Annotated in this window: 25 protein-coding genes; 14 read left to right on the top strand and 11 right to left on the bottom strand. The window is 63.3% G+C overall.

Going from position 1 to position 25,758, the window contains the following annotated elements; genetic code table 11:
• Positions 1–162: 162 nt before the first annotated feature.
• The 3 genes from AB7813_RS10640 to AB7813_RS10630 all read right to left on the bottom strand — a co-directional run bounded on the left by AB7813_RS10640 (position 163) and on the right by AB7813_RS10630 (position 2,793).
• Positions 163–1,086 (bottom strand): SDR family NAD(P)-dependent oxidoreductase, encoded by a 924-nt coding sequence (locus AB7813_RS10640; protein WP_093756564.1) that lies wholly within the window; start codon positions 1,084–1,086, stop codon positions 163–165.
• 149 nt (positions 1,087–1,235) lie between these two features.
• The gene (locus tag AB7813_RS10635; protein ID WP_439059239.1) at positions 1,236–2,375 is read right to left on the bottom strand and encodes a thiolase C-terminal domain-containing protein; all 1,140 of its coding nucleotides are present in this window, start codon (positions 2,373–2,375) and stop codon (positions 1,236–1,238) included.
• A 4-nt stretch (positions 2,376–2,379) separates the two neighbouring features.
• Positions 2,380–2,793 carry a Zn-ribbon domain-containing OB-fold protein gene (locus AB7813_RS10630; RefSeq protein ID WP_120291263.1) on the bottom strand — a complete coding sequence of 138 codons (414 nt, stop codon included), beginning with the start codon at positions 2,791–2,793 and terminating at the stop codon, positions 2,380–2,382.
• Positions 2,794–3,007: 214 nt separating this feature from the next.
• Between AB7813_RS10630 and AB7813_RS10625 the strand changes: the two genes are divergently transcribed.
• The 7 genes from AB7813_RS10625 (at position 3,008) to AB7813_RS10595 (ending at position 10,061) form a co-directional block, all read left to right on the top strand.
• The gene (locus AB7813_RS10625; protein WP_068735784.1) at positions 3,008–3,340 is read left to right on the top strand and encodes an AtuA-related protein; all 333 of its coding nucleotides are present in this window, start codon (positions 3,008–3,010) and stop codon (positions 3,338–3,340) included.
• Positions 3,341–3,380: 40 nt separating this feature from the next.
• Positions 3,381–4,745, top strand: a complete 1,365-nt coding sequence (locus tag AB7813_RS10620; protein WP_439083112.1) for an amidase — start codon at positions 3,381–3,383, stop codon at positions 4,743–4,745.
• A gap of 82 nt (positions 4,746–4,827) precedes the next feature.
• Positions 4,828–5,517 (top strand): DUF2848 domain-containing protein, encoded by a 690-nt coding sequence (locus AB7813_RS10615; protein ID WP_439064438.1) that lies wholly within the window; start codon positions 4,828–4,830, stop codon positions 5,515–5,517.
• A 317-nt stretch (positions 5,518–5,834) separates the two neighbouring features.
• A complete protein-coding gene (locus tag AB7813_RS10610; RefSeq protein WP_439064437.1) occupies positions 5,835–6,581 on the top strand; it encodes a 2OG-Fe(II) oxygenase in 747 nt (248 codons plus the stop codon).
• A 21-nt stretch (positions 6,582–6,602) separates the two neighbouring features.
• Positions 6,603–7,253, top strand: a complete 651-nt coding sequence (alkB, locus tag AB7813_RS10605) for a DNA oxidative demethylase AlkB (RefSeq protein WP_439064436.1) — start codon at positions 6,603–6,605, stop codon at positions 7,251–7,253.
• A 235-nt stretch (positions 7,254–7,488) separates the two neighbouring features.
• On the top strand, positions 7,489–8,733 hold the full coding sequence (locus AB7813_RS10600) for an MFS transporter (RefSeq protein WP_439064435.1): 1,245 nt from the start codon (positions 7,489–7,491) through the stop codon (positions 8,731–8,733).
• A gap of 110 nt (positions 8,734–8,843) precedes the next feature.
• Positions 8,844–10,061, top strand: coding sequence for an ABC transporter substrate-binding protein (locus tag AB7813_RS10595; RefSeq protein ID WP_439064434.1), 1,218 nt, complete (start codon positions 8,844–8,846; stop codon positions 10,059–10,061).
• Positions 10,062–10,186: 125 nt separating this feature from the next.
• On the opposite strand, the gene AB7813_RS10590 is transcribed toward AB7813_RS10595, so the two are convergent.
• From AB7813_RS10590 to hpaH, 6 genes are all read right to left on the bottom strand, one after another.
• Positions 10,187–11,812, bottom strand: a complete 1,626-nt coding sequence (locus AB7813_RS10590) for a thiamine pyrophosphate-dependent enzyme (RefSeq protein ID WP_439064433.1) — start codon at positions 11,810–11,812, stop codon at positions 10,187–10,189.
• Between the two features lie 15 nt (positions 11,813–11,827).
• On the bottom strand, positions 11,828–12,697 hold the full coding sequence (locus tag AB7813_RS10585; RefSeq protein ID WP_175366498.1) for a fumarylacetoacetate hydrolase family protein: 870 nt from the start codon (positions 12,695–12,697) through the stop codon (positions 11,828–11,830).
• 28 nt (positions 12,698–12,725) lie between these two features.
• A complete protein-coding gene (hpaD, locus tag AB7813_RS10580; protein ID WP_439064432.1) occupies positions 12,726–13,709 on the bottom strand; it encodes a 3,4-dihydroxyphenylacetate 2,3-dioxygenase in 984 nt (327 codons plus the stop codon).
• A gap of 172 nt (positions 13,710–13,881) precedes the next feature.
• The gene (gene hpaE / locus AB7813_RS10575) at positions 13,882–15,423 is read right to left on the bottom strand and encodes a 5-carboxymethyl-2-hydroxymuconate semialdehyde dehydrogenase (protein ID WP_175366496.1); all 1,542 of its coding nucleotides are present in this window, start codon (positions 15,421–15,423) and stop codon (positions 13,882–13,884) included.
• Positions 15,416–15,814, bottom strand: coding sequence for a 5-carboxymethyl-2-hydroxymuconate Delta-isomerase (locus AB7813_RS10570; protein ID WP_175366495.1), 399 nt, complete (start codon positions 15,812–15,814; stop codon positions 15,416–15,418). The genes hpaE and AB7813_RS10570 overlap by 8 nt, the downstream gene beginning before the upstream one ends.
• A 16-nt stretch (positions 15,815–15,830) precedes the next feature.
• Positions 15,831–16,637 (bottom strand): 2-oxo-hept-4-ene-1,7-dioate hydratase, encoded by an 807-nt coding sequence (gene hpaH, locus AB7813_RS10565; RefSeq protein ID WP_175366494.1) that lies wholly within the window; start codon positions 16,635–16,637, stop codon positions 15,831–15,833.
• Positions 16,638–16,774: 137 nt separating this feature from the next.
• On the opposite strand from hpaH, the gene hpaR reads away from it, so the two are divergent.
• The 7 genes from hpaR (at position 16,775) to AB7813_RS10530 (ending at position 24,321) form a co-directional block, all read left to right on the top strand.
• A complete protein-coding gene (gene hpaR / locus AB7813_RS10560) occupies positions 16,775–17,296 on the top strand; it encodes a homoprotocatechuate degradation operon regulator HpaR (protein WP_175366493.1) in 522 nt (173 codons plus the stop codon).
• Between the two features lie 159 nt (positions 17,297–17,455).
• A complete protein-coding gene (locus AB7813_RS10555; RefSeq protein WP_439064431.1) occupies positions 17,456–18,604 on the top strand; it encodes an ABC transporter substrate-binding protein in 1,149 nt (382 codons plus the stop codon).
• A 246-nt stretch (positions 18,605–18,850) separates the two neighbouring features.
• A complete protein-coding gene (locus AB7813_RS10550; RefSeq protein ID WP_089265092.1) occupies positions 18,851–19,726 on the top strand; it encodes a branched-chain amino acid ABC transporter permease in 876 nt (291 codons plus the stop codon).
• Entirely contained in the window at positions 19,723–21,501 is a 1,779-nt protein-coding gene (locus tag AB7813_RS10545) for a branched-chain amino acid ABC transporter ATP-binding protein/permease (RefSeq protein WP_093756549.1), read from the top strand. The genes AB7813_RS10550 and AB7813_RS10545 overlap by 4 nt, the downstream gene beginning before the upstream one ends.
• Positions 21,501–22,244, top strand: coding sequence for an ABC transporter ATP-binding protein (locus tag AB7813_RS10540; RefSeq protein WP_068735820.1), 744 nt, complete (start codon positions 21,501–21,503; stop codon positions 22,242–22,244). Before AB7813_RS10545 ends, AB7813_RS10540 begins: the two co-directional genes overlap by 1 nt.
• 51 nt (positions 22,245–22,295) lie before the next feature.
• Positions 22,296–23,381, top strand: coding sequence for a malate/lactate/ureidoglycolate dehydrogenase (locus AB7813_RS10535; protein ID WP_089265089.1), 1,086 nt, complete (start codon positions 22,296–22,298; stop codon positions 23,379–23,381).
• 163 nt (positions 23,382–23,544) lie between these two features.
• Positions 23,545–24,321 (top strand): HpcH/HpaI aldolase family protein, encoded by a 777-nt coding sequence (locus tag AB7813_RS10530; protein WP_068735824.1) that lies wholly within the window; start codon positions 23,545–23,547, stop codon positions 24,319–24,321.
• A gap of 88 nt (positions 24,322–24,409) precedes the next feature.
• Here AB7813_RS10530 and AB7813_RS10525 read toward each other — a convergent pair whose 3' ends face one another.
• The gene (locus tag AB7813_RS10525) at positions 24,410–24,940 is read right to left on the bottom strand and encodes a MarR family winged helix-turn-helix transcriptional regulator (RefSeq protein WP_439064430.1); all 531 of its coding nucleotides are present in this window, start codon (positions 24,938–24,940) and stop codon (positions 24,410–24,412) included.
• Positions 24,941–25,007: 67 nt separating this feature from the next.
• Complete coding sequence (locus tag AB7813_RS10520; RefSeq protein WP_439064429.1) at positions 25,008–25,757, bottom strand: ABC transporter permease; 750 nt, start codon at positions 25,755–25,757, stop codon at positions 25,008–25,010.
• Between the last annotated feature and the right edge of the window lies 1 nt (position 25,758).

The following is a 25,758-nucleotide window of genomic DNA, read 5'->3' as shown; positions in this document are numbered from 1 at the left end:
CCGGTCTTGGCCGGCGTTTGAATTCTTTATGACGAAATTAGCGCGATCTCGGGTCAGATAAGACCGCTATGCATAGCTATTTGAGTAATATTGTTTCGTTTTAAATTCTGGGTTGTAGAAATCGGCTCGCGGGACTGATGCTCCCGCGAGCCGATTAGACGCTTAGACCGGATCCCAGCTGAAAATGTCAGCCGAACGGTCGAGCTTGTAGAACGACGACTTCAGCGCCGGCATGCCGTGCTCGGCAAGGGTCTGCGGGGTCCAGCCTTCGGCGCGGTGGATGGAGCGTAGCGGGCGCGACTGGCCCATCAGGAAGATCTCGTTCATGCGGGCGGCAAAGATCTGTCCGGAGATTTCCTTGGCGTCGTCGGAGAGCAGATGCGCCACCAGCGGTGCAATCTTTTCCGGACCCATGCGCTGCATGCGCTCGACGCGGGCCTTCTCGGCTTCGGTCTCGGTGGGGATGCTGCCGATCATGCGGCTCCAGGCGAAGGGCGAGACGCAGTTCGAATTGACGCCGAAGCGTCCCATGTCGAGCGCGATGGACTTCGACAGGCCGACGATGCCCAGCTTGGCGGCCGAGTAGTTGGCCTGGCCGAAATTGCCGATCAGGCCGGAGGTCGAGGTGAAGTGCACGAACGAGCCGGAGTTCTGCTCGCGGAAGTAACGTGCGGCGGCGTGCGAGGTGTAGAACGAGCCCATCAGATGGACCTTGATCACCATCTCGAAGGCATCGATGGACATCTTGTGGAAGATCGCGTCGCGCAGAATGCCGGCATTGTTCACCACGCCGTCGATCTTGCCGTAGGTGTCCACGGCCTGCTTGATGATCTTGCTGGCCGGGATCGCTTCGGCGACCGACTCGAAGTTGGCAACGGCGGTGCCACCGGCTGCTTTGATTTCCTCGACGACCTGTTCGGCCGGTGCCGCGCCGTCGCCGCCCGAACCGTCGGTGCCGACGCCGGGATCGTTGACGACGACCTTGGCGCCTTCAGCGGCGCAGAGCAGCGCGATGCCCCGGCCAATGCCGCGACCCGCGCCGGTGACGACGATGACCTTGCCGTCGAGTGATTTGGTAGATGCCATGTGGGTTTTCCTTTGGTGGTGAATTCTGGCGAAATATTCTCAGTCGTCATACGCGGGCTTGACCCGCGTATCCATCTGTCTTCGCGAGATGCCTTTTTCCGAAGAAGATGGATTGCCGGGTCAAGCCCGGCAATGACACCGAGGGTGAGTTACTTCTCGTTCGTAAAAATCACCGTGCCCGACGCGGCGAACATGCCGCCGACGCCGTGACAGACTGAAATCTTCGCGCCCGGCACCTGCGCCGGTGCGATGCCGCGCATTTGTCGCACGCTCTCCTGCAGCGCATACATGCCGTACATGCCGGAATGCATATAGCTGAGGCCGCCGCCATTGGTGTTCATCGGCAGCTTGCCGCCGGGGCGGGTGTTGCCGTCGGCGATGAACTTGCCGGTTTCCTCATGCGGCATGAAGCCGAGATCGCCGAGACCATACAGCGGCAGATGCGCGAAGGCATCGTAGATCATCAGATGATCGACGTCCTTGTGCGCGATCCCCGCCTCACGGAACGCGGTTGGTCCGGCCACGGTAAAGGCGCGCGATGAATCGAACGTCTTCATCTGGCTGACCATGGGCGTTTCCACGCTCTCGCCGGTGCCGAGAATATAGACCGGCTTGTTCGGGAAATCCTTGGCGCGATCGGCCGAGGTCAGGATCAGCGCACCGCCGCCATCGGTGACGAGGCAGCATTGCAGGATGCGGAACGGATAGGCGATCATCTTCGAGTTCAGCACGTCCTCGACCGTGATCGGCGCCTTCATCATCGCACGCGGATTCTTCGCGGCCCATTCGCGCTGGAACACCGCGACCGAGGCAATCTGCTCGTGGGTGATGCCGTGCGTCTTCATGTAGCGCAGCACGGGGATCGGGAACATGCTTGGCGGACCGTAGACGCCATAAGGCGCCTCGAACTGGCCCTGCAGGCTGTCGGCCGGAATCGAGCGCGGCAATTTGCCGATCATCGACTTGCCGGACTCGGCATGTGTGATCAGCACGGTCTTGCACAGGCCGGCTTCGATCGCGGCGGCCGCATGGCGAACATGCAGCATGAAGGAGCAACCGCCCACGGATGTACCGTCGACCCAGGTCGGCGTGATGCCGAGATAATGCGCGATCTGCTGCGGTGTCTCGACGGCTGTGGCGATGCCGTCGATGTCGGACAGTTTCAGCCCGGCATCCTTGATGGCGTTGAGCGCCGCATCCGCGTGAAGCTGGAGCTGCGACATGTTCGGGATGACGCCGAGCTCGGTGGTCTCGGCTGCGCCGACAACGGCGACTGCGTTTCTGCGCATGATCTCAGCCCTTCGCCGGACGGAATACGGGGAGGGTGATGGCGTCGTCGAGCTTCTCGAAGGCGACCTCGAGCTTCATGTCGAGTTCGAGCGCTTCGGGCGTCTGCGGGCAATCGATGATGTTGCTCATCAGCCGCGGACCTTCCTCAAGCTCGACCACGGCAATCGCGTAAGGCGGCGTGAAGCCCGGCGCAGCGGGGCGATGATTGATGACGTAGCTGTAGAGGAAACCCTTGCCCGAGGCCTTGAACACCGACACCTTGCGCGAGGCGCAGCCGGGGCAGAACGGTCGCGGCGGAAAATACACATTGCTGCAATCGTCGCAGCGCTGCAGGCGGAGTTCGCCGGCTTTGGCGCCGTCCCAATAATGCTGGGTTTCCGGTGTCGGTTTCGGCCGCGCGCGGGCTGGTTCAGCCATGTGTCGTGTTCTCTCCCTTGGACGGGGATTTGGCCCCGTTCGTTGTCCTCTGGATGGACATTCCACATTCCACCGGGGGCGGTCCAGCGCGCGTGCTGCATGGCCGTATCTGCTCACTGCGGGACGACGTGGAATTCCGGTTGAAATACGTGCGAGGCTTGTCCCGCTGCAACCAGGCAGGGTAGGTTGGTACGGATGGTTCAGGGAGTATGACGTGAAGCTGCGCGAGATCGCCCATTCCCGCACAGGTGACAAAGGCAACATTTCCAACATCTCGGTAATTGCCTTTGACGCAAAGCTATATCCGTTGATAGTATCCCAGGTGACCGCCGCGCGCGTGAAGGCCCTGTTTGCGGGCATCGTCGCGGGCGAGGTGGTCCGCTACGAGCTGCCCAATCTCGCAGCGTTGAACTTCGTGATGGATCAGGCGCTTGGCGGCGGGGTGACGCGATCGCTCGCGCTCGATGCGCATGGCAAATCGCTCAGCTCCGCGCTGCTCGATCTGGAAATCGAGGACACTTTCGGCGATACCGACCGGGCGCCGTGACCACCTGCGGGTCCGGCAAGACACACAGGATGCCGCGACCATGAGCAACGACTTCCACCAGACCGCACCGACCCTCGCCAGCCTGGCCGACGACCTCGCCGCCGGCCGCACCACCTCGCGCAAACTGGTCGAAGCCTGTCTGGCCAAAATCGCCGATCCGAACGGCGAGGGTGAGCGCACCTTCATCCATGTCGACAAGGATGCGGCTCTGGCCGCCGCCGATGCCATGGACGCGCTGCGCAAGGCCAATGCCGCGCCGTCGCGCTTCGCCGGCATTCCGGTCTCCATCAAGGACCTGTTCGACATCAAGGGTCAGGCGACCCGCGCCGGTTCGCGCGCGCTGGACGATTCCGCGCCGGCCGATGCCGACGCGCCCACCGTCGCGCGTCTGCGCCGCGCCGGCTTCGTGGTGATCGGCCGCACCAACATGGTCGAATTCGCCTATTCGGGCATCGGCACCAATCCGCATTACGGCACGCCCAAAGGCGCGTGGAAGCGCGAGGTCGGCCATGTGCCGGGTGGCTCGTCCTCCGGCGCCGCCGTTTCCGTGCTCGATGCCATGGCGCATGCGGCGTTGGGTACCGACACCGGCGGTTCCTGCCGTATTCCGGCAGCCTTCAACGGCATCGTTGGCTACAAGCCGACGCAGCGCCGCGTGCCGCTCGATGGCGCCGTGCCGCTGTCCTTTACGCTCGACAGCATCGGCCCGCTCGCACGCTCGGTCGCCTGCTGCGCGGTGATGGATGCTGTGCTGGCCGGCGAACCGGAATTTGAGCTCACGCCGCGCCCGATCAAGGGCATGCGCCTTGCTGTACCGACCACCATGGCGATGGACGATCTCGATCCTGTTGTCGCAGCAGCGTTCGAGCGTGCGCTGAAGAAGCTCGCCGAGAAGGGCGCGATCATCGAGCGCATCGAAGTGCCTGAGTTCAACGACATCGCGCCGATGAGCACCAAGGGCGGCTTTACGGCGGCTGAGAGCTACGCCTGGCATCGCTATCTCCTGGCCAGCAAGGGTGACGTCTATGATCCCAGAGTCGCGCTGCGCATCCAGCGCGGCGAGACCCAGAACGCCGCCGACTATCTCGATCTCCTGCCGATGCGCCGTTCTTTGATCGCGCGCACCGAAAAGCGCATCGCTCCTTACGATGCGCTGGTGCTGCCGACCTGCGCGATCACGCCGCCGTCGATTGCCGACATGGCCGACGACAAGGTGTTCTCGAAGCAGAACCTGATGGCGCTGCGCAACTGCACGCTGATCAACATGATCGACGGCTGCGCCATCTCGCTGCCGATCTCGGCCCCGGACGAAGCGCCTGTCGGCCTGATGCTGGCAGCCGCCGGCGGCTCCGACCGTCGCATCTTCGAACTCGCCGCGGGGATGGAGACGCTCGTTCGTGGCTGATGTTTTCTAACCTCTCCCCGCAGGCGGGGAGAGGGAGCGCGACGCCGGAGCTCACTTTCAATTGCAAGCAAGGAAGAACCATATGACCACCGAGATCGCGTTCACGCTGGACGCAAAAGGCACCAAGTCGCCGCTGACGCTCAAGATCACCCAGGGCGTCATCGCCGGCTGGACCGGCCGCGATCCCGTCGCGCGCGATCATCACATCAAGGAACTCGAAGCGCTCGGTATCGCGCCTCCGGCCTCGACGCCGATCTATTACCGCTGCTCGGCGCGCCGCTTCACCACCGACGGCATGATCGAATGCACCGACGAGAATTCGTCGGGCGAAGTCGAATTCTGCCTGATCGCGTCAGGCGGCAAGACCTATGTCGGCGTCGGCTCCGACCATACCGACCGCAAGGTCGAGACCTACAACATCACCGTGTCGAAGCAGATGTGCGACAAGCCGATCGCACCTGTCGTGTGGGAGCTCTCCGAACTGCTTCCGCACTGGGACCAGATCATTCTGCGCTCCTGGGCCACCATCAAGGGCGAGAAGGTGCTGTATCAGGAGGGCCTGCTGAGCGGCATGCTGCCGGTGGCCGAACTGATCAAGAAAGGTTTCGACAGCGACAAGCTGCCAGACGGCACCGCCATGTTCGGCGGCACCTTCGCCGCCAAGGGCGGCATCCGTCCGGCCGATCGTTTCGACTACGAGATTGAGGACCCCGTTCTGAAGCGCAAGATCAGCCATGGGTATGATGTGAAGACATTGCCGGTGGTGGGCTGAGGTTCTTAACCTCTCCCCGCATTGCGGGGAGAGGTCGATCCGGCGAAGCGCAGCGCAGCCGGAGCGGGTGAGGGGCGGTCACCGTCGTCACCACGCGCGCGCGCTCTCGGGTCTCCCGTCCTTCGATCCGATGGTTCTGCGCCTGTCTTTTCTCTCCTGCTCGCCCCTCACCCGGCCGGCTTCGCCGTCCGACCTCTCCCCGCAAAGAGCGGGGAGAGGTTAGGGGCCGGAAATCGGGTGGCTTCACCCGCCTGTCTCCCCAAAATGGCCAACAGGCCATGACAACATGATCGCGGCCGGATGACGGAGGCGATGACATGGTTTCACTCGTGAAGAAGCGCCCAGAAAACAATGACGCCACGCCGCAGGCGCGCATCGACGCCATCGACTGGCAGCGCATCTCTGCCGATCTCGACGCCCAGGGCTGCGCCGTGTTCGGGAAACTGCTCACGCCCGATGAGTGCCGTCATCTCGCATCGCTCTATCCCGACGATTCCCGTTTCCGCAACCGCATCGTCATGGACCGCCACGGCTTTGGCCGCGGCGAATACAAGTATTTCAATTATCCGCTGCCAGATCCGATCGCCGGTCTGCGCCCCGCGCTCTACGGACCATTGAGCGCGATTGCCAATCGCTGGAACGAGGCGATGGGGATCGACGTGCGCTTTCCCACCGATCACGCTGCGTTCCTCAAGCGCTGCCATGAGGCGGGCCAGACACGGCCGACGCCACTGTTGCTGCAGTATGAGGCCGGCGACTACAATTGCCTGCATCAGGATCTCTATGGCGAGCACGTGTTTCCGCTGCAGGTCGCGATCCTGCTGTCGGAACCATCGGAGGATTTCACCGGCGGAGAATTCGTGTTGACGGAGCAGCGGCCGCGCATGCAGTCGCGCGCCGAAGTGGTAGGCTTGCGGCAGGGCGATGCCGTGGTGTTCGCCGTGCATCACCGGCCGGTTGCCGGCACGCGCGGCAGCTATCGCGTCAATCTGCGCCATGGCGTCAGCCGCGTGAAGTCGGGCCGGCGCCATACGCTCGGGGTGATCTTTCACGATGCGAAGTGACGGGACGACTGAATAACCGCGATGACCGACCTGTTCGCCGATATCAGGGATGACCAGCCTGCGTGCGAAGAGCTCGCCGAGGGAGCCGTTCTGCTGCGCAACTTCTTCGCCGCCGAACAGCCGGATGTAATCGCCGCGCTGCGTATGATCGTGAAGGCGGCGCCGTTCCGCCATCTGGTCACGCCGGGCGGTCACACCATGTCGGTCGCGATGACCAATTGCGGCCGTGTCGGGTGGGTGTCGGATCCCCGGGGCTATCGCTACGACCCCGTCGATCCCGACAGCGGTAAGCGATGGCCCGCGATGCCGGTGCCGTTTCGCGATCTCGCCGCGCGCGCGGCGCTTCGTGCCGGCTTCGATGCCTTCGTGCCCGATGCCTGCCTGATCAACCGCTACAAGCCCGGCGCCAAACTCTCGCTGCACCAGGACAAGGACGAGCTCGATCTCGACGCCCCCATCGTTTCGGTCTCGCTCGGCCTGCCGGCGACCTTCCTGTTCGGCGGTCTCACACGGAGCGCGCCGCAGAAGCGCTATCGTCTGACCCATGGCGACGTCGTGGTCTGGGGCGGCCCGGCGCGGCTGGCCTATCACGGCGTCGCGCCGCTGCCGGACGGCGAGCATCCGGTGATGGGCGGCCAGCGGATCAATCTGACCTTCCGCAAGACGCAGTGACGCGCTGATTTTCCCCTCTCCCCACGCACAGCGAAGCTGTGCAGGGTGGGAGAGGGTGGCTTCGCGCAGCGAAGACGGGAGAGGGGTAGCAGCGGAGCTCCAGCATTACCCCTCATCCGGCACGGCCTTCGGCCGCGCCACTTTCTCCCGCAAGGGGAGAAGGGAAGGAAGAGAAGCGTTGAACGCTTTCCTTGGCTGCCGCGACCATTCTATGGTCGGGCGGCGCGAGGGGACCATGAGCGAGCAGGAACGAACCGGCACACAGGCCGCCACCAGCAATGCTGCGGGCGTCTATCTCGCCGTGCTGCAACTGGTCTTCACGCTCGGCTGGGTCACCTATGTGATCTATCTGCCGAAGCTCGCCGCCGATGTAGGCATTGCGCCGACCGTCGTGATCTTCATCTTGATGCTCGATCAGGCGATCTTCACCGTCACCGATACGGCGATGGGCCTGGTCGCTGACAGGATCGCGCGCGTGGTCGGGCGGCTCGGTCTCATTGTGGGCATCCTGACCGCAGTGTCCTGCGCAGCCTTCGTCGCGCTGCCTTTCGTTGCCGGGCAAGGGCCGAAGGCGCAAGTCGCGCTGATCGCATTGATCGTGATCTGGTCGGCGACATCCTCCGCCTTGCGCGCGCCGCCGCTGACATTGCTCGGCAAATATGCGGCACGCCCGTCGCGGCCGTTTCTCGCGGCATTGGCCATGCTCGGCTATGGCGTCGCGGGTGCGCTCGCGCCCTATCTCGGCGCGACATTGCGCGGCGTCGATCCGCGGCTGCCTTTCGTTGTTGCCGGCGTGGTTTTGCTGATCGTGACGCTGGCGCTGTCGCGCGTCGAGCGTGGCCTCGTGCAGGTCAGCGCCCGTGAGGCAAAGGCTTCGCCGGCGCAAGGCAAGGCGCTCGGCCGCATGCCCATGCTGTTCATCGCTGCCATGGTCATTCTCGCGCTTGGTTTCCAATTGCATTTCAGCATCAACAGCACGCCGATGTTCCTGCGCTTCGCCAAACCGGCCGATCTGGAATGGCTGATGCCGATATTCTGGATCGGTTTCAACATCGCGATGTTTCCGGCCAGCGCGGTGGTCAAGCGTCAGGGCGGGATTTTCGTCATGGGCGTAGCCGCATTGCTCGGCGCCGGTGCGGTGATCGGCGCGGAGTTCGCTGTCAATCTCAACATGCTGATCGCGGCGCAGTTCATCGCCGGCGCCGCATGGGGCTGCATGATGATGAGCGCGGTGTCGGCGGCGATGGCGATCGGCGAGACCGGCGCGGAAGGCAAGGTCATCGGTCTTGTCTTCTCGGCACTCGCGCTCGCAACCTTCGCACGCATGGCCGCGGTCGCCGGTGGATTGCAGAAGCTGCCCGACTATGCGCCGCTGCTGCACTGGGCGCCCGTCGCGTGCTGGGCCGTTGCCGGTGCGGGACTACTGGCACTCGCTGCCGTTCGGCTGCAGCGGCGGAGCGCATCGATACCGCTTATCTGACGCTTTCCGCGCGTCGGAATTCGATTTAATCGCGCGATTAAAATCTGCTGGTCAAGTTGTTTGGCCCTCGCTACGCTTTCCTCAATAAAAACCAGAACGAGGAAACGACAATGACCCGAATGGGCATCTTGGCTGCCATTGCTGTTGCTTGCCTGAACGGTTCGGCGCTTGCCGAACCCATCACCAAACCTCTCACCATCGCGGTGCTGAACGACAAGAGTTCGGTGTTCTCCGATGCCGGCGGCACCGGCAGTGTGGTTGCGGCGCAGCTCGCTATCGACGATGTCGGCGGCAAGGTGCGTGGCCTGCCGGTGAAGCTGCTCGGCCCGGATCATCAGAACAAGACCGATATCGGCGTATCGCTGGCGCGCGATCTCTACGATCAGCAGGGCGTCGATGCGATCTTCGATATCGGCAATTCCGCGATCTCGCTGGCGGTGCAGAACATGGCGCGGGAGCGCGGCAAGGTGCTGGTGCATGTGGGTTCGGCCACGGCCGACGTGTTCGGCAAGCAATGCGCGCCGACCGCTGCGATGTGGCTCTACGACACCTATTCGCTGGCGCAGGGCATCGCCAAGGCCGTGGTCAAGCAGGGCGGCGACACCTGGTATTTCATCACGGCGGATTACGCGTTCGGCATCGCCATGCAGGCGGAAGTCTCGAAAGTGGTCGAAGCTGCCGGCGGCAAGGTCCTCGGCGCGGTGAAGCATCCGGTCGGTACGATGGATTTCTCGTCCTTCCTGCTGCAGGCGCAATCCTCCGGCGCCAAGGTGATCGCGCTCGCCAATGCCTCTGGCGACACCGTCACCAATATCAAGCAGGCGCGCGAATTCCAGATCGGCGAGGGCAAGCAGAAGCTCGCCGTGCTGATCTTCTATCTCACCTCGGTGAAAGCGCTCGGCTCCGAAGCCACGCAAGGCGTGCAATATCTCGAGGGCTATTACTGGGACAATGACGACAAGAGCCGCGAATTCGGCAAGCGCTTCATGGCCAAGCACGGCAAGATGCCGACCCACGCGCAAGCCGGCGTCTATAGCGCCGTGAAGCACTATCTGCGCGCTGCGGAAGCCGCGAACAACAATGACGGCCTCACGGTAATGCGTCAGATGAAGGCGATGCCGGTGGATGATTTCTTCGCGCCGGGCGCCCGCGTGCGCGAGGACGGCCGGCTGATGAACGACATGCTGCTGGCAGAAGTGAAGAAGCCGTCGGAGGTCAAGGGCGAGTGGGACCTGCTCACCATCAAGGGCAAGGTGAAGGCCGAAGACATCATGCGGCCGATCGCGGATGGCGGCTGCATGCTGCTGGATCCGCCGGTGAAGCAGTAATAACACACTCTCACCCCGCACCGTCATGCCCGGGCTCGTCCCGGGCATCCACGCCTTCTTCGCTCAGACCAAGACGTGGATGGCCGGAACAAGTCCGGCCATGACGATCGAGAGAGTGGAGGTCCTTACGGCTTCTTCGGATGAATGAACGCCCACGGACTGACTTCCGAGTCGCGTGGCACGTCGATCGCGATCAGATACGGCCCACCGTCTGCCAGTGCCTTTTCCAGCGCCGGCTTGAACTCCGCAGGTGATGTCACCCTGATAGCGCCGACGCCGAAGGATTCCGCGAGCTTGACGAAATCCGGATTGACCAGATCCGCCGCCACCACGCGGCCGTCGAACACCTGCAACTGGTCGCGGCGCACATTGCCATAGGCATTGTTGTTGAACACCAGCGTCACCACGCCGATCTTGAACTGCACAGCCGTCGCTAGTTCCTGCACCGCGAACATGAAGCCGCCATCGCCGGTGATCGCAACGACAGGCCGGTCCGGCTGCGCGACCTTGGCGCCGAGCGCGGTGGGAAAGCCCGAACCGAGCGTGCCCTGATAGCCTGAGGTGATGAAGGTGCGCGGCTGGTAGACCGGAAAGCCGAACCATGAGGTGAAGCCGACCTGCGACAGCTCGTCGGTGACGATCGCATTGTCGGGCAGCACGTCGCGCAGGATGTCGAGATAGGCCATCTGCGGCTGGATCGCTTGGATGTCTTTCTGCGCTTTCGCCGACGCTGCGCGGATCGTCTCGCGGCGGCCCGATGTCTTCGTGTATCCGACCTTGCTTACGGCGGCGACCAGCGCGCGCGTTCCTTCTGTCGCATCGGCAACGATCGGCGCATCGACCGTGAGCCGTCTGAATTCGATGGGATCGATATCGATACGAATAGACTTCAGCCCCTCCGGCCGGAACGGCCAGCGGAACGTGGTCGGCAACTCCATCCGCGAGCCGATGCCGATCATCAGGTCGGTCTGCGGCCACAGATTATAGGCGGCGGCCATGGTGAGGCCGAGCTCATGCGCATTGCTGACAATGCCGCGGCCGGAGCGGAATGCGACCACGGGCGCGTCGATCATCTCCGCGAGTGCGAGGATATCGTCGCCTGCGTCCATCGCGCCCGCGCCGACGAAGATCATCGGCGATTTGCTCCCCTTGATCAGCGCGGCGGCGGCCTTGATGCGATCAGGATCGGGCGAGGGAGCGGCGAACGGTTCAAGCGTCGTCGCTGCAGCGGTTTCCGCGCGCTGCGTGAACACATCCCATGGCATTTCCAGCGCCACCGGGCCGCGGCGGCCGGACATCATTTCCTGAAATCCGCGCGCCACTTTTGTCGGTGCGTCCGCTGGATAGTCGATGCGCTCGGCCCATTTCACGAAACTGCGGAGTGTCGCAAGCTGGTCCGGCATCTCATGTAGATGACCGCGGCCCTTGCCAAGGTAATCACTCGGCACCTGACCGGTGAGGCACATCACCGGCTCGTTGCAGCCGAAGGCGGTCAGCATCGCCGCGCTGGCATTGAGAATGCCGGGGCCGGGCACCACGCTGAACACGCCGGGCTTGCCGGAGGCGCGGGCATAGCCGAACGCCATATAGCCGCAGGCCTGTTCGTGGCGCGCGCCGATGACGTTCAGCTTCGCCTGATGAAAGGCGTCGAACAGGCCATAGACCTGCGCGCCCGGCAGGCCAAAGATCGTGTCGACGCCATGTGCCTTGAGCCCGCTGACGATGGCTTCGCCACCGGTGAGAACAGTCATGCGTATTCCAATCCGTTAGTGTTCGTCGACGACGCCATTGCGCAGCGTGCCGATGCCGTCCGCCTTGATCTCGATCACATCGCCGGGGGTAAGATAGCGTGGCGGATCGAAGCGTGCGCCGGCGCCGGTCGGCGTGCCGGTCACGATCACGTCGCCGGGCACGAGGGTCGTGAAGGTCGAGATATAGCTCAGGAGATAGCGGAAGCCGAACATCAGCCGCGAGGTGCGATCGTCCTGCCGCAGCTCGCCGTTGACATGCGTGGTGAGGCGGATGTCAGCGATCTGGCTTTCGTCGGTATAGGGCACGATCCATGGCCCGAGACTGCCGGTGGAGTCGAAATTCTTGCCTTGCGTGACGTTGAACTTGGCGTGCCGCACCCAGTCGCGGATGGTGCCTTCGTTGCAGAGCGTCAGCGCAGCGATGTGGTCCAGCGCATCGCCCTCGGCGATGTGTCGCCCGGCCTTGCCGATCACCAGCACCACTTCGCCTTCATAGTCGAGCTGCCTGGATACGCGCGGCCGCACCAGCGGCGCCTCATGCCCGACGAAGGAGCGCGGCGTGCGCATGAACATCGAAGGATATTTCGGCGCGTCCTGACCGTCCTTGTATTCGGCGTTGCGGTCCGGATAGTTGACGCCGATGCAGATGATCTTTTCCGGGGCGGGGATCGGCGGCTGCCAGGTGATGGCGTCCAGTGCGAAATCCGCAGGCTGGTTGGCAGCGGCATCTGCGAGCCGGTGCAAGGCCCCATGGGCGATGGCCTCGCGCAGCGTCGGATAATCCCCGCCGTAGCGCGCGGACAGATCGACGAGACCATCGTCGGTGACGGCGCCGTATTTCAGGGCTCCGTTGACGGTGAAGGTGGCGAGGCGGGGATGGGTCATCGCGCGTGTTCCTCACACTCTGTTGTCATCAATCCGCAATCGTCACATCCGCCACGAAAGCCGGCTCGCGCACTGCCTGCCCATTGAATGGCGAGCCCTGTTCGAACCATGACCTTGGCGCAGGGGCGCCCCACAGGGTCTGGCGGCGCGGGTCCTTCAGCGACCAGCGCAGCGGTTCGTGGTCGGTGTCCATGGTCTGGTAGTCTGACGTGTAGAGTTCGAGGCGATGGCCGTCGGGATCGCGCACATAGAGGAAGAACGCATTGGAGATGCCGTGACGGCCGGGGCCACGCTCCAGGTTCTTCAGATAGCCCGATGACGCCATCACGTCGCAGAGATGCAGGATGTTCATCGCGGTCGGCACCCAATAGGCGAAGTGGTGCAGCCGCGGCCCCTTGCCATTGGTGATGGCGAAGTCATGGACATTGCCCTTGCGATGCATCCAGGCAGCGGCGATGCGGCCATTGTCGCCGTCCTCCTCGCCATATTCGGTCAGCCGGAAGCCGAGCCGCGCATAGAAGTCGACGGTGTCCTGCACCTCGGCGGCGAAGACGTTGAAGTGATCGAGCCGCTGTGGATGGCAACCCTTGTAAAGATCGAAGCGGCGCAGCAGATGCGGGCGCTTCTCCATGGTCGCATAGAGTTCGATCTGGAAGCCGAACGGATCGGTGACATGCATCGTGCGGCCCTGAAACGGGCGCTCGACGAAGGAATAGGTGACGCCGTTGGCGGCGAACCAGGCGGCGGCCTTGTCGAGATCGTTCTCGCTGGCGACGCGGAAGCCGAGCCGATGACAGGCGGCCGTAGCCGCCTTGCGCAGCACCAGCGAGTGATGCTGGTGCTCCTCGACGGCGCGCAGATAGACGGTGTCGCTGTCGGCATCCTCGACATGCAGGCCGACCGCATTCTCATAGAAGGCGCGGCTGGCCTTGAGATCAGTGACGTCCAGCACGACGTGGCTGGAGCGCAGGATATTGAAGGGCGGATCGAACACGTGGGTCGGCACGGGCATGGCGTTTCCTGTGTTTTTATCTCGTCATTCCGGGGCGCGTGCGCACTAGCGCACGTGAACCCGGAATCCCGATATGTTCATCACTTCTCGATGCCGTGCGGTTCAGAGGTGATGAACCGCACGAGATTCCGGGGTCACGTGCGTAAGGGCGCACGCGCCCCGGAATGACAGTCTAGATACCGAGGCGCTGTATCTTATGCGTCCCGCGCGCGAGCGAGACATGTTTTGTCTCCATATAGAACTCGAACGAATAGTCGCCGCCGTCGCGGCCGATGCCGGAGGCTTTCATGCCGCCGAATGGCGTCGGCAGGTGGCGGACATTTTCCGAATTGAGCCAGATCATGCCGGCCTCCAGCGCGTCGGCCACGCGCAGCGCGCGGCCCACATCATTGGTCCAGACATAGCCGGTGAGGCCGTATTGCACGGCATTGGCGATTTCGATGGCTTCGGCTTCGTTGCCGAACGGGATCACCGTGAGGAACGGGCCGAACACTTCCTCTTGTGCCACGCGCATGTCCTTGTGCGCGCCAGTCACCAGCGTCGGCTGCACGTAATGTCCGCCGCCGGGGCCGTCATAAGGCTTGCCGCCGACGGCGATGGTCGCGCCGTCCTGCCGTGCGATGTCGAAATAGCTGCAGACCTTGGCGTGATGCCGCTCATGGATCAGCGGGCCGACTTCGGTTCTGGGATCGAGCGGATGCCCGACCTTCAGTGCCTGCACGCGGGCCGTGAGCTTCTCGATGAATGTATCGGCAATGCTCGCCTGCACCAGCAACCGGCTGGACGAGGTACAGCGCTCGCCATTCAGCGAGTAGATCATGAACACCACGGCATCGAGCGCGCGGTCCAGATCCGCATCGTCGAACACGATCACCGGATTCTTGCCGCCGAGTTCGAAATGCACGCGCTTCAGCGTCGGCGCACCCTGCGCCATGATCGCGGAGCCGGTGGCGCTTTCGCCGACAAAGGCGATGGCCTTGATGGCGGGATGCTCGGTCAACGCCTTGCCGGATTCTTCGCCGAAGCCGTGCACGGTGTTGAGCACACCGTCGGGCAGGCCGGCCTGTTTGGCGAGCTTCGCCAGCAGGTCAGCCGTGACCGGCGACCATTCGGCCGGCTTGTGCACCACCGTGCAGCCGGCGGCCAGCGCCGGTGCGATCTTCCAGGTGGACAGCATGAACGGCGTGTTCCACGGCGTGATGACGCCAACCGGGCCGATCGGCACGCGGGTCGAGACATTCCAGTGCTCATCGGCCGGCATGTTCAGGCCGTCGCGCGCCTCCAGGCATTTGTCGGCATAGAAGCGGAAATTCTCGGCGCCGCGGATCGCGGCCTTGGCCATGAAGCGATGCGCCTGGCCGGTGTCGATACATTCCAGCACCGCGATATCGTCGGCATTGTCCTCGATGGCATCCGCAACCCGATGCAGCAGCTTCTTGCGCGTGGTCGGCGCCATGTCGCGCCATTCCTTGAAGGCGCGCTGTGCGGCCTTGGCGGCCTTGTCGATATCTTCTTTCGTGCCCCGCGCGACCTGCGCAAGCACGCTTCCATCGATCGGCGACGTCGTCTCGAACACCTCACCCGACGAGGACGGCACGATCTGGCCGTCGATGATATTGCCGATGCCGTCGGCCGTGAGCTTTTTCAGCAGCGGCGCGGCACGTTCCTGATTGGCAGCAAAGACGGCGGCGGGATCGGCAGGGGTCTTAGCCATTGTTGGCCTCGGCTTTCAGCAGGTCGTGAATGGGATTGCGCTTCCAGCTCGTCGCGCTGTCATTGATCTGCATGTCGAAGGACAATGCGAATCTGCCGGACGCAAAGACGTTGTCGAGATGGGTCGAGACCACATCGAAGATATGCGCACCAGCCGTCTGGCGAGCCTCGACCGACCGGCCTTCGCCGATCCGCAGCAGGATATCGAGAAAGCTGAGGCCGGCGCGGCCGTCGGCGATGGCGTAATGCTCGCAGCGGATCGCGCGCACACGAATGCCGCCGAGCGGGAAGATGCCGGTCTGCACCGCAGCGTTGCGGATGACCTCGCAGAGCGCGCTGATATCGATCGCGCCGTCGAGATTGGCCGAATATTCGATGGTGAAATGCGGCATGGTGCGTGATCCCTGTTCAGCCGAAGTAGCAGCTCACGGTGCCCCACGGGCCATAGTCCGCCTGGATCGTGTCGCCTTTGCGGGTCTCGATGGGGCGAATGAACGAGCCGGCGAGAACGACCTGACCGGGTTCCAGCGCTAGCCCATGCGGCGCGATCTTGTTGGTCAGCCAGGCGACGCTGGTGGCGGGATGATTCAGCACACCGGCGGCGAGGCCCGTTTCCTCGAGCTGACCGTTGCGATGGCACATGGCGCCGACCCAGCGCAGATCGGTGTCCAGCGGACGCATCGGCCGCCCGCCGAGCACGATGCCGGCATTGGCGGCGTTGTCGGCGATGGTGTCGAAAATCTTTCGCGTGGCTTTCGTCGCCGCATCGACGCGCTCGACGCGCGTGTCGAGGATCTCCAGCGCCGGGACCACGAAGTCGGTGGCATTCAGCACATCGAACATCGTGCAATCCGGGCCCGCGAGCCGTGTCTTCATCACGAAAGCCAGTTCGGCCTCGACGCGTGTTGCGATGAAGCGGTCGGTGGGAACGATGCCGCCGTCGGCGAAGAACATGTCGTCGAGCAGCACGCCGGAATCCGGCTCGTCGATATTCAGCGCGCTCTGCATCGCCTTGGAGGTGAGGCCGATCTTGTGGCCGCGCACGATACGGCCTTCGCCGGTCTTGATTGCAATCCAGGCTTTCTGGATCGCGTAGGAATCGTCGATGGTGATGCCGGGATGATCCAGCGACAGTTGCCGGATCTGCGTCCGCGTCTTCTCGGCGTGATGCAGGCGCTGCGCCGCGCTTGATATGTCTGAAGAGGTGAGTGCCATCGCGTCGTCATCCCGCGCAGAAAAGCCGCGCGGAAAACCGATTAACATGTTAAGTTGTTGCGATCAAACCCTGGACGTGACAATTCGATTGTGCGTTGCACACTGCGGTGCGCCAGAATCATCCTATAGAGGCGACCATGACGACAGCATCAAAGCCACGGACCGCCGCCAGGGCCGCCGCGAAAATCCCCATGCGCGACTTCTCGCAGTCGCTGCCGATGTCGCTGCTGCGAACGCGGGAATCGGTGATGCGACATTTTCGACCATCGCTTCGCGCGCATGATCTCACCGAACAGCAATGGCGCATCCTGCGCGCGCTCGCGGCGTCGGGCGAGATCGAGGTGACGGAACTCGCGCGGGTCGCCTTCCTGCTGGGGCCGAGCCTGTCGCGCATCCTGCGTGATCTCGAAGGGCGCAAGCTGATCGAGCGGCGCTTGCTGAAGGCCGATTTGCGCCGCAGCATTGTTTCGATCACGTCAAAGGGATTGAAATTGATCGAGGCCGTCGCGCCCACATCGGAGGCAATCTATGCCGAGATGACGAAGCGCTTCGGCGCGCGCAAATTGTCGGACCTGCAGGCCCTGTTGCATGAGCTGGAAGCTGCGCTGCTGGCCATGCCTGCTGCCGATGGGGCGGAAGACGATGACGCTGGTGAATAGCTGATCTGCATATTTTTGCGGCAAGGCCGCAGCACGTCACGCGAGCGTTAATTCGTCGTACGAATTTCGCTGGGCTGTAGACAGGAGGAGAATTTTTCGCTCAACTCCCGCCATCAAAAGAAGGCTGGCGCTCAAGTCCGGCCTCTTAGGGAGAGAACGATGACGCTCACGAGACGTGGATTCACGGCAGGATTGGCCGCTGGTCTGACCGCCCCCTACATCATTGGCAGCGCGCGCGCCCAGGGCGGCGGAACGATCAAGATCGGCATGTGCGCGCCGATTACGGGGCCGGCCGCCGAAGCGGGCAAATATGCCACCGGCGGCGCCAAGCTCGCAGTCGAGGCCATCAACAAGGCAGGCGGCATCCTCGGCAAACAAATTGAACTCATCATCGAGGACGACCAGACCACCAATCCCGGCATCGTGCTGGCCTTCTCCAAGCTTGCTGCCAATCCCGAAATCGTCGGTTTCCTCGGCTCGATCCGTTCGACTCAAGTGCATGCGATGGCGCCTGACGTGCTCAAGCTCGGCAAGCCGGTGATGTTCGGCGGCACCGATCCCAACCTCACCAAGCTCGGCAATCCCTGGCTGTTCCGCTTCCGCCCGAATGACAGCTATTCCGGCCGCGTCATCGCCGAATATGGCGTCAAGAATCTCGACAAGAAGAAGTGGGCCGTGCTGCATTCGACCGATGCCTTCGGCACGGCAGGCGGCAAGGCACTGACCGAAGCGCTCGGGCCGCTGGGTGCCACCGTCGCGCTTGATCAGGGCTATGCCAATCAGAGCCAGGACTTCACGCCTGTCGTATTGGCGATCAAGCAGTCGGGCGCCGACATTCTCGGCTCATACTTCACCTTCGAAAACGATCTCGGCATTTTTGCCCGTCAGCTGCGCCAGCTCGGTGTCAACATTCCGTGGGTCGGCTCGCCCTCGATCGTCAACGTCACCGCATTGAAGCTCGCCGGTCCCGCGCTCTACGGCACCTATGGCGTCGCCGATTACGCGGAAGATTCCTCCGAGGCGTCGAAGGCCTTCGGCAAGGCCTATCGCGATGCCTACAAGGTTGCACCGGATAACCAGAGCTCCTGGCCATATGATGCGATCAACGTGCTGGCAACGGCGATCAAGAATGCCGGCTCGACCGATCCTCAGAAGATCCGCGAGGCGATCCTCACGGTCAAGAAATATCCGGGAGCCGAAGGCGAATACAACTTCGACAAGAACGGCGACGGCCTGCACGGCTACAACATCGTGAAGAACGAGAAGGGCAACATCGTCTTCGACAAACACATCGAATTCGATAACTGACGGTGATGGCCGTCTTCCGACGGCCTAAATCGTCATCCCGGGGCACGCGCGTCTTCCGCGCGTGAACCCGCCACACAATTGTCATTCCGGGGCGCGAGCGCCGTCAGGCGATCGCGAACCCGGAATCCCGAAATGTTCAGCGCCTGTTGCCGCGCTCACCATGTCGAGATTCCGGGTCTGCGCCCAAGCGGGCGCATCCCGGAATGACGAGTTCTTGGCAAAATCACCTCCCACCGAGCACGCCTGATGGATCTGGTACTGCAGTTACTGTTTACGGGAATCGGCATCGGCGCCGTCTATGCGCTGGTGGCGCTGGGCTTCGTGCTGATCTTCCGCGCCACCAATGTCGTCAATTTCGCGCAGGGTGAGTTCTCGATGGTTGCCGCCTATCTCATGGTGGTCTGCGCCGTCGATCTGGAACTGCCTTACTGGCTGTCCTTCATCATTGCGCTCGCCGGCATGGCGGTCATCGGCGTCATCTTCAATCTCGGCGTCTATTATCCGCTGCGCCACCGCACCTATCTGCCTGTGATCATCGCCACCATCGGCGCCTCGATCCTGATGGCCAATGGCGTGCTGGCGCTGTATGGCCCGCAGCCACAGGTGCTGCCGGGCTGGTTCGATACGCCCGGCATCCAGCTCGGTCCGGTCTATCTCGACAGCCAGTATCTCCTGATCATCGTGGTCACCATCGCGCTGGTGATCTTCAATTACTGGTTCTTCGAACACACGATGATAGGCAAGAAGCTGCAGGCGACCTCGCAGGACAAGGAGATGGCGTCGCTGCTCGGCATTTCCGTCTCCACCATGATCATGGTCACCTTCATCTATTCGGCCGTACTCGGCGGTCTCGCCGGGCTTCTGGTTGCGCCCATCCTGTTCGTCTCGATCCAGATGGGCTCCACCATCGCGCTGAAGGCGTTTGCTGCTACCATCATCGGCGGCTTCGGCGATGTCACCGGCGCCATCATCGGCGGCCTTGCGCTCGGGATCATCGAGACATTCGGCGCCGCCTATATCTCCGTACCCTACAAGGACGGCTTCGCCTTCCTCGTGCTGGTGCTGTTCCTGGTGTTCCGTCCGCAGGGCATCTTCGGCGAACGTGTCGCGGAGAAAGCATGAGCACCTCCAGCGACAATATCCCGGCAGTGGTCATCACGCGTCCGAAGCCGCTGCTGCTGCGTCACGCGCCGTATTTCATCGGCGCGGCTATCGTGGTCTTCCTCGCCGCGTCGATGCAGTTCGACGGCTACATCCTCAACATCCTGATGCAGGCCACCACTTTCGCCATCGCCGTGTTCGGCCTGTCGGTGGTGCTCGGCCTGTGCGGGCAGATCAATCTGGCGCAGGCAGCGTTCTTCGGCTTCGGCGCCTATGCGGTCGGCATAGGCACCACGGACTATCAGCTCAGCTACTGGCTGTGTCTGGTGGCGGGCTGCGTGATGGCGCTGGTCGCTGGCGCGGTGCTCGGCCTGTCGACGCTACGGCTCGGCGGCCATTACCTCGCGATGGTGACGATCTCGTTTCAGCAGATTGTCACGCTGGTGATGATCAATGCGATCTGGCTCACCAAGGGGCCGGACGGCGTGTCGAAGATCGGGCGTCCGTCGCTGTTCCTGTCGTCGCAGTCCTATCTCGCTTTCTGCGTCGCGATGCTCGCTTTGGTCGGTTACATCGTCTGGCATCTGCCGGAGACGCGGCTTGGCCGCGCCATGCGCGCGGTGCGCGACAATGAACTCGCCGCCGGCGTCAACGGCATCGATGTGTTCCGCACCAAGGTCTATGCCTTCGCCATATCGGCCGTGCTCGGCGGGCTCGGCGGCGGTCTGTTCGCCGGCGGCTTCGCCTATATCTCGCCGGATCAGTTCTCCTTCGCCGAATCCATCGTGTTCCTGACCATGTCGCTACTCGGCGGCGTGGCGTCGCCGATCGGCTCGGCCATCGGCACGGGTCTCTTGATCCTCATTCCGGAATGGCTGCGCTTCCTCAAGAGCGTGCCGGGCCTCTATCTGGCGATCTACGGCTTGTCGGTGATCCTGATCATCCGCTTCATGCCCGACGGCATCTGGGGCTTCGTCACCGCGGCCTATGATCGCATGCGAAGCAGCAAGAAGGTGGCTGTGACCAGCGCGCCGCTGCAGCTCAGGCCGGCGGCGACCGGCGGTGACATGGTGCTCGAAGTCACCGGCCTGTCGAAACACTTCGGCGGTTTGAAAGCCGTCGATCAGGTCGACATATCCGTGCGCCGCGGCGGCGTGCATGCGCTGATCGGCCCCAACGGCTCCGGCAAGACCACGACGCTCAATGTGCTGTCGGGTCTCTACAATGCGACCTCGGGCAAGGTGGTGCTGGACGGCACCGACGTCACCACGATGCCGCCGCATCTGCGCGCAGCGGCGGGGCTCGGCCGCACCTTCCAGAACATCCGCCTGTTCCGCTCGATGACCGCGCTGGAAAACGTCATCATCGGCGCCGAGCGGCCGGGCAATACGCTCACCGGCAAGGGCGATGAAGCCGCGTTGACCGAGCGGGCGCTGGCGGCACTCACTTTCGTTGGCCTCGGCCCGCGCGCCATGGAGTTGATCTCCAGCTTCTCCTACGGCCATCAGCGCCTCATCGAGATCGCGCGCGCACTGGCGGCGAACCCGACGCTGCTGTTGCTCGACGAGCCCGCCGCCGGTCTGAACTCGACCGAGAAGCTCGAACTGCATGAACTGCTCAAGCGCATCGCCGCGCAGGGGCTGACCATCCTGATCATCGATCACGACATGACGCTGGTGTCGGAAGCAGCGCAGCACATCACCGTGCTGAATTTCGGACGGCGCATTGCCGATGGCGAGTCGATGGCGGTGCTCCGCCATCCCGACGTCGTCTCGGCCTATCTCGGAACAGACTGATGCCGCTGCTTGAAATCAACGATCTCAATGTCCGTTACGGCGAAATCGTCGCGCTCCGCGGTGTGTCGTTCAATGTCGAGGAAGGGCAGGTGGTGACGCTGCTCGGTGCCAACGGCGCCGGCAAGTCGACCACGCTGCGTGCGATCTCCGGTCTCGCCAAGCCGGCCTCGGGCGACATCCTGTTCGACGGCAAGTCGATCGCAGGTTTGGGCCCGGAAGCCATCGTGCGGATGGGCATCTCCCATGTGCCGGAGGGCAGGCGGGTATTTCCCGGCCTGACGGTGAAAGAGAACATCATGCTTGGCGGCTCCAATCGCAAAGCGAGCAAGGCCGAATTGTCTGGTGAAGCCGACGCGATGTTCGACCTGTTTCCCGACATACGGAAATTCTCTGGTGCGCTCGGCTGGACGCTGTCCGGTGGTCAGTTGCAGATGGTGGCGGTCGCCCGCGGCCTGATGGCCAAGCCGCGGTTGCTACTGCTGGACGAGCCCTCCCTCGGCCTCGCGCCGGTCATCGTGCAGGCGGTGTTCCGCATCATCACGGAAATTCGGCTGTCCACCACGGTCTTGCTTGTGGAGCAAAATGCGCGCATGGGACTATCCGTCGCCGATCAGGGTTACGTGCTGGAAACCGGCCGTATCGTGCTTGGCGGCAAGCCGGAGGATCTCTGGGCCAACGAGGCCATCGCGGCCGCCTATCTCGGCGGTCATGGTAAACCTGCAGCAGGTCTTGCGGCCCATTGAGGGCTTGCACTGACGGCCTCGCTGCCCATCAACAAGGACGAATGTCCCGCCATGGTTACAGTTCAAGTCAACAAGCTCATCGATTTCGTTGCCGACGTGTTCGCCCATGCCGACTCTTCTCCGGAAGAAGCCCGGCGCATCGCGACCTATCTCACCACCGCGAACCTCACCGGCCATGACAGCCACGGCGTCATCCGCGTTCCCGTCTATATCCGCTGGCGCAATAACGGGATGATCACCCCGAACCAGACCATCGAAATCCCTGTCGATACGCCGTCGCTCGCCGTCGTCGATGGCCGCTTCGGCTATGGCCAGACGGTCGGCCCGCAGGCGGTGAAGCTCGGCATCGAGAAGTGCAAGGCGGCCGGTCTCTCCGCCATCGCCACCAAGAATTCCGGTCACATCGGTCGCATCGGCGACTGGGCGGAAATGGCCGCAGCCGAAGGCCTGGTCTCGATCCATTTCGTCACGGCCGCTGGCTCCGTGCTGGTCGCACCCTATGGCGGCGTCGAGCGTCGTCTCTCCACCGCGCCTTATTGCGTCGGCATTCCGCGTCCCGGACAGATGCCGGTGGTGCTGGATTTCGCGACCTCGGTTGTCGCCGAAGGCAAGGTGCTGGTCGCCTCGCGTGGTGGCAAGAAGCTGCCGAAGGGCGCGCTGATTGCTCCCGACGGCACGCTGAGCGAAGACCCGGCGCTGCTTTACGGCCCGCATGAGATGCAAGGTCCGCGCGATCACTCCAAGGGCACCGGCGCGATCCGCGCCTTCGGCGATCACAAGGGCTCGGGCCTCGCGCTGATCTGCGAACTGCTCGGCGGAGCGCTCACCGGCAACGGTGCCACCAAGTATGATCGGCCATTCGCCAATGGCATGTTCTCGATCTATATCGATCCGAAGGTGATCGACCCCGCGAACTTCTTCGACGGCGAAGTCGCGCGCTATGTCGACTTCTTCAAGAGCGCCAAGCCGGCCGCCGGCGTCGATGCGGTTCTGATCCCCGGCGACAACGAAGCCAAGACTCGCGCCGAGCGCACCGCGAATGGCGTGCCATTGCCGGATGAGACCTGGGCTGCCATCGTGCAGACCGCCCGCGACGTCGGCGTCAGCGAAGACGCCGTGAAGAAGGCGACGTCGTAGTCATGCGTCACGCAACACTCACCGTCGTCATGCCCGGCCAACGCGAGGCGAGGACTTCGCTTGATGTCCCGGGCATCCACGTCTTTACTATCAATCACTGAAAAGGCGTGGATGGCCGGGACAAGCCCGGCCATGACGTCTCATGAAAAGCGGAGGAATACCGATGGCAAACAAGGTCAAGGAAATCTGGAAGGCGGGCAAGGTCGCCGTCAACGGCTGGCTCGCGATTCCGTCGGGCTTCTCTGCCGAAGTGATGGCGCAGTGCGGTTTCGACAGCGTCACCGTCGATATCCAGCATGGCGTGCAGGACTACATGTCGATGGTCGAGTGTTTCCAGGCGATGGGCGCGCATCCGGTGACGCCGATGGTCCGCGTGCCATGGAACGAGCCCGGCATCATCGGCAAAGTGCTCGACGGCGGCGCCTATGGCGTGATCTGTCCGATGGTCAACACCAAGGAAGAAGCCGAGAATTTCGTGCAGTATTGCAAGTATCCGCCGCGTGGTACCCGTAGCAACGGCCCGATCCGCTCGGGCATGTATGGCGGCGCCGGCGACTACCAGAAGACCGCCAATGCCGACATCATCTGCCTGCCGATGCTGGAAACCAAGACTGCGGTCGACAACATGGAAGCGATCCTCGATGTCGAAGGCATCGACGGCGTCTATGTCGGCCCAAGCGATCTCGGCTTCTCCTATGGCCTCGTGCCGAAGCTCGACCGCGAGGAGCCGGAGATCCTCAAGATCTACGACAAGCTGATCAAGGAATGCGACAAGCGCGGCCTCAACCCGGGCATCCACTGCTCGGGCCCCGTGGGTGCTGCGAAAAACATCGGCATGGGCTTCAAGCTGGTGACACTGCTCAACGACAGCGGCATTCTCGCCACCGGCGCGAAGAGCTGGGTCAACGACACCCGCAAGGGCTCGGGCGGCAAGGCGTAAAGCGGAAGGCGCGCGCCGCCACACTCTCGTCGTTCCGGGGCGCGCGCAATGCGCGCGAACCCGGAATGACGGTGTTAGAGATTGACGATCATTGCTCGGACGATCCGGCGTCCGTTTTCGCCTCGCTCTGCCGGCCGTCGATCACGTCGGCGAAGCGCGTGAGTTCGTGCATCAAGAGCTGCTGTCCTTCGAGTCCGAGCGGTGCCAACAACTCCCGCTGCACGTCGAACACCCGCGGAATCGCTTCGTTGATCACGGTTTCGCCCGCCGAAGTAAGCTGGACGCGCAGCGTGCGGCGATCATTCGGCTCCGGCAGCCGCGCCAGGTAGTTCTGCGCTTCCAGCTTGTTGAGCCGGCTGGTCAGGCCGGCGCCTGACAGCAGCAGCGATTGGGCGATCTGCTTCGGCGACAGGCTGTAGGGCGCGCCAGCGCGGCGCAGCGCGGTCAGCACGTCATAGGTGCCGCGCGTCAGTTCGAAGGGCGCGAGCGCCTCGTCGATGAGGGCTGTGCATTGCATCTGAATCCGGCCGATCAGGCCGTAGATGTGCACCGGGCTGGGGTCGATATCCGGCCGCTCCGTCTGCCACTGCGCAAAAATGGCATCGACCTGTTCGCGCATTGCCGCGCGCGCGCGCGTCGGGCGACGCGAGGGTGGTTTCGATCCAGATGTCTCGTCAGTCATGGCGTCACGGCGTCCAGTCGATCACACGTCGTTCGATAAACTCGATGCCGTGAAACAGCGCAATACTTAGCACGGTGAGCAGCGCGATGGCGGCGAAAGCGAGCGGCGTCTGCGACTGCGCGGTGGAGGTCAGGATCAGATAGCCGAGCCCGTCCTGCGCGGCGACGAATTCGCTGATCACCGCGCCGATCACGGCGAAGGTTACCGCCACCTTGCAGCCGGTGAAGAAGTGCGGCAGCGCCACGGGAACGCGCAGCCGGCGGAACACCATATGCGGCGAGGCGCCGAGCGAGCGCATCAGGTCGAGCATGGTCTTCGGCGCAGCCTCGAAGCCGGCGACCATGTTGACGAGGATCGGGAAGAAGCAGACCAGCACCACGACCAGGATCTTCGGCCATTCCGAGAGGCCGAACCACAGGATGATCAGCGGCGCCACGGCGACCTTCGGCACTGACTGCAGGCCGAGCAGGATCGGATAGATGATCCGGCGCGCCAGTGGATTGAGGCTGATCAGGATCGCTAGCGGCAGCGACAGCGCGATCGCCAGCACGAAGCCGAGCACGGTCTCGCGCAATGTCACGATGGTGTTCGAGGCCAGCTCCGGCGCCCACTTCACGGCTGAATGATAGATCTCCAAAGGCGCCGGCAGGATCCAGGTCGGAATCTTCAGGACGTCAGCGACAAACTCCCAGCCGATCAATAGCGCCAGATAGATCAGCGGCGTGGCGGCGCGGTCGATGAAGCGCGAGATCATG

The sequence above is a fragment of the Tardiphaga sp. 20_F10_N6_6 genome (assembly GCF_052076045.1).
Lineage (GTDB): Bacteria > Pseudomonadota > Alphaproteobacteria > Rhizobiales > Xanthobacteraceae > Tardiphaga > Tardiphaga robiniae.
The sequence above is the reverse complement of the archived record's forward strand: the minus strand, read 5'-3'. Positions and strand labels throughout refer to the sequence as shown.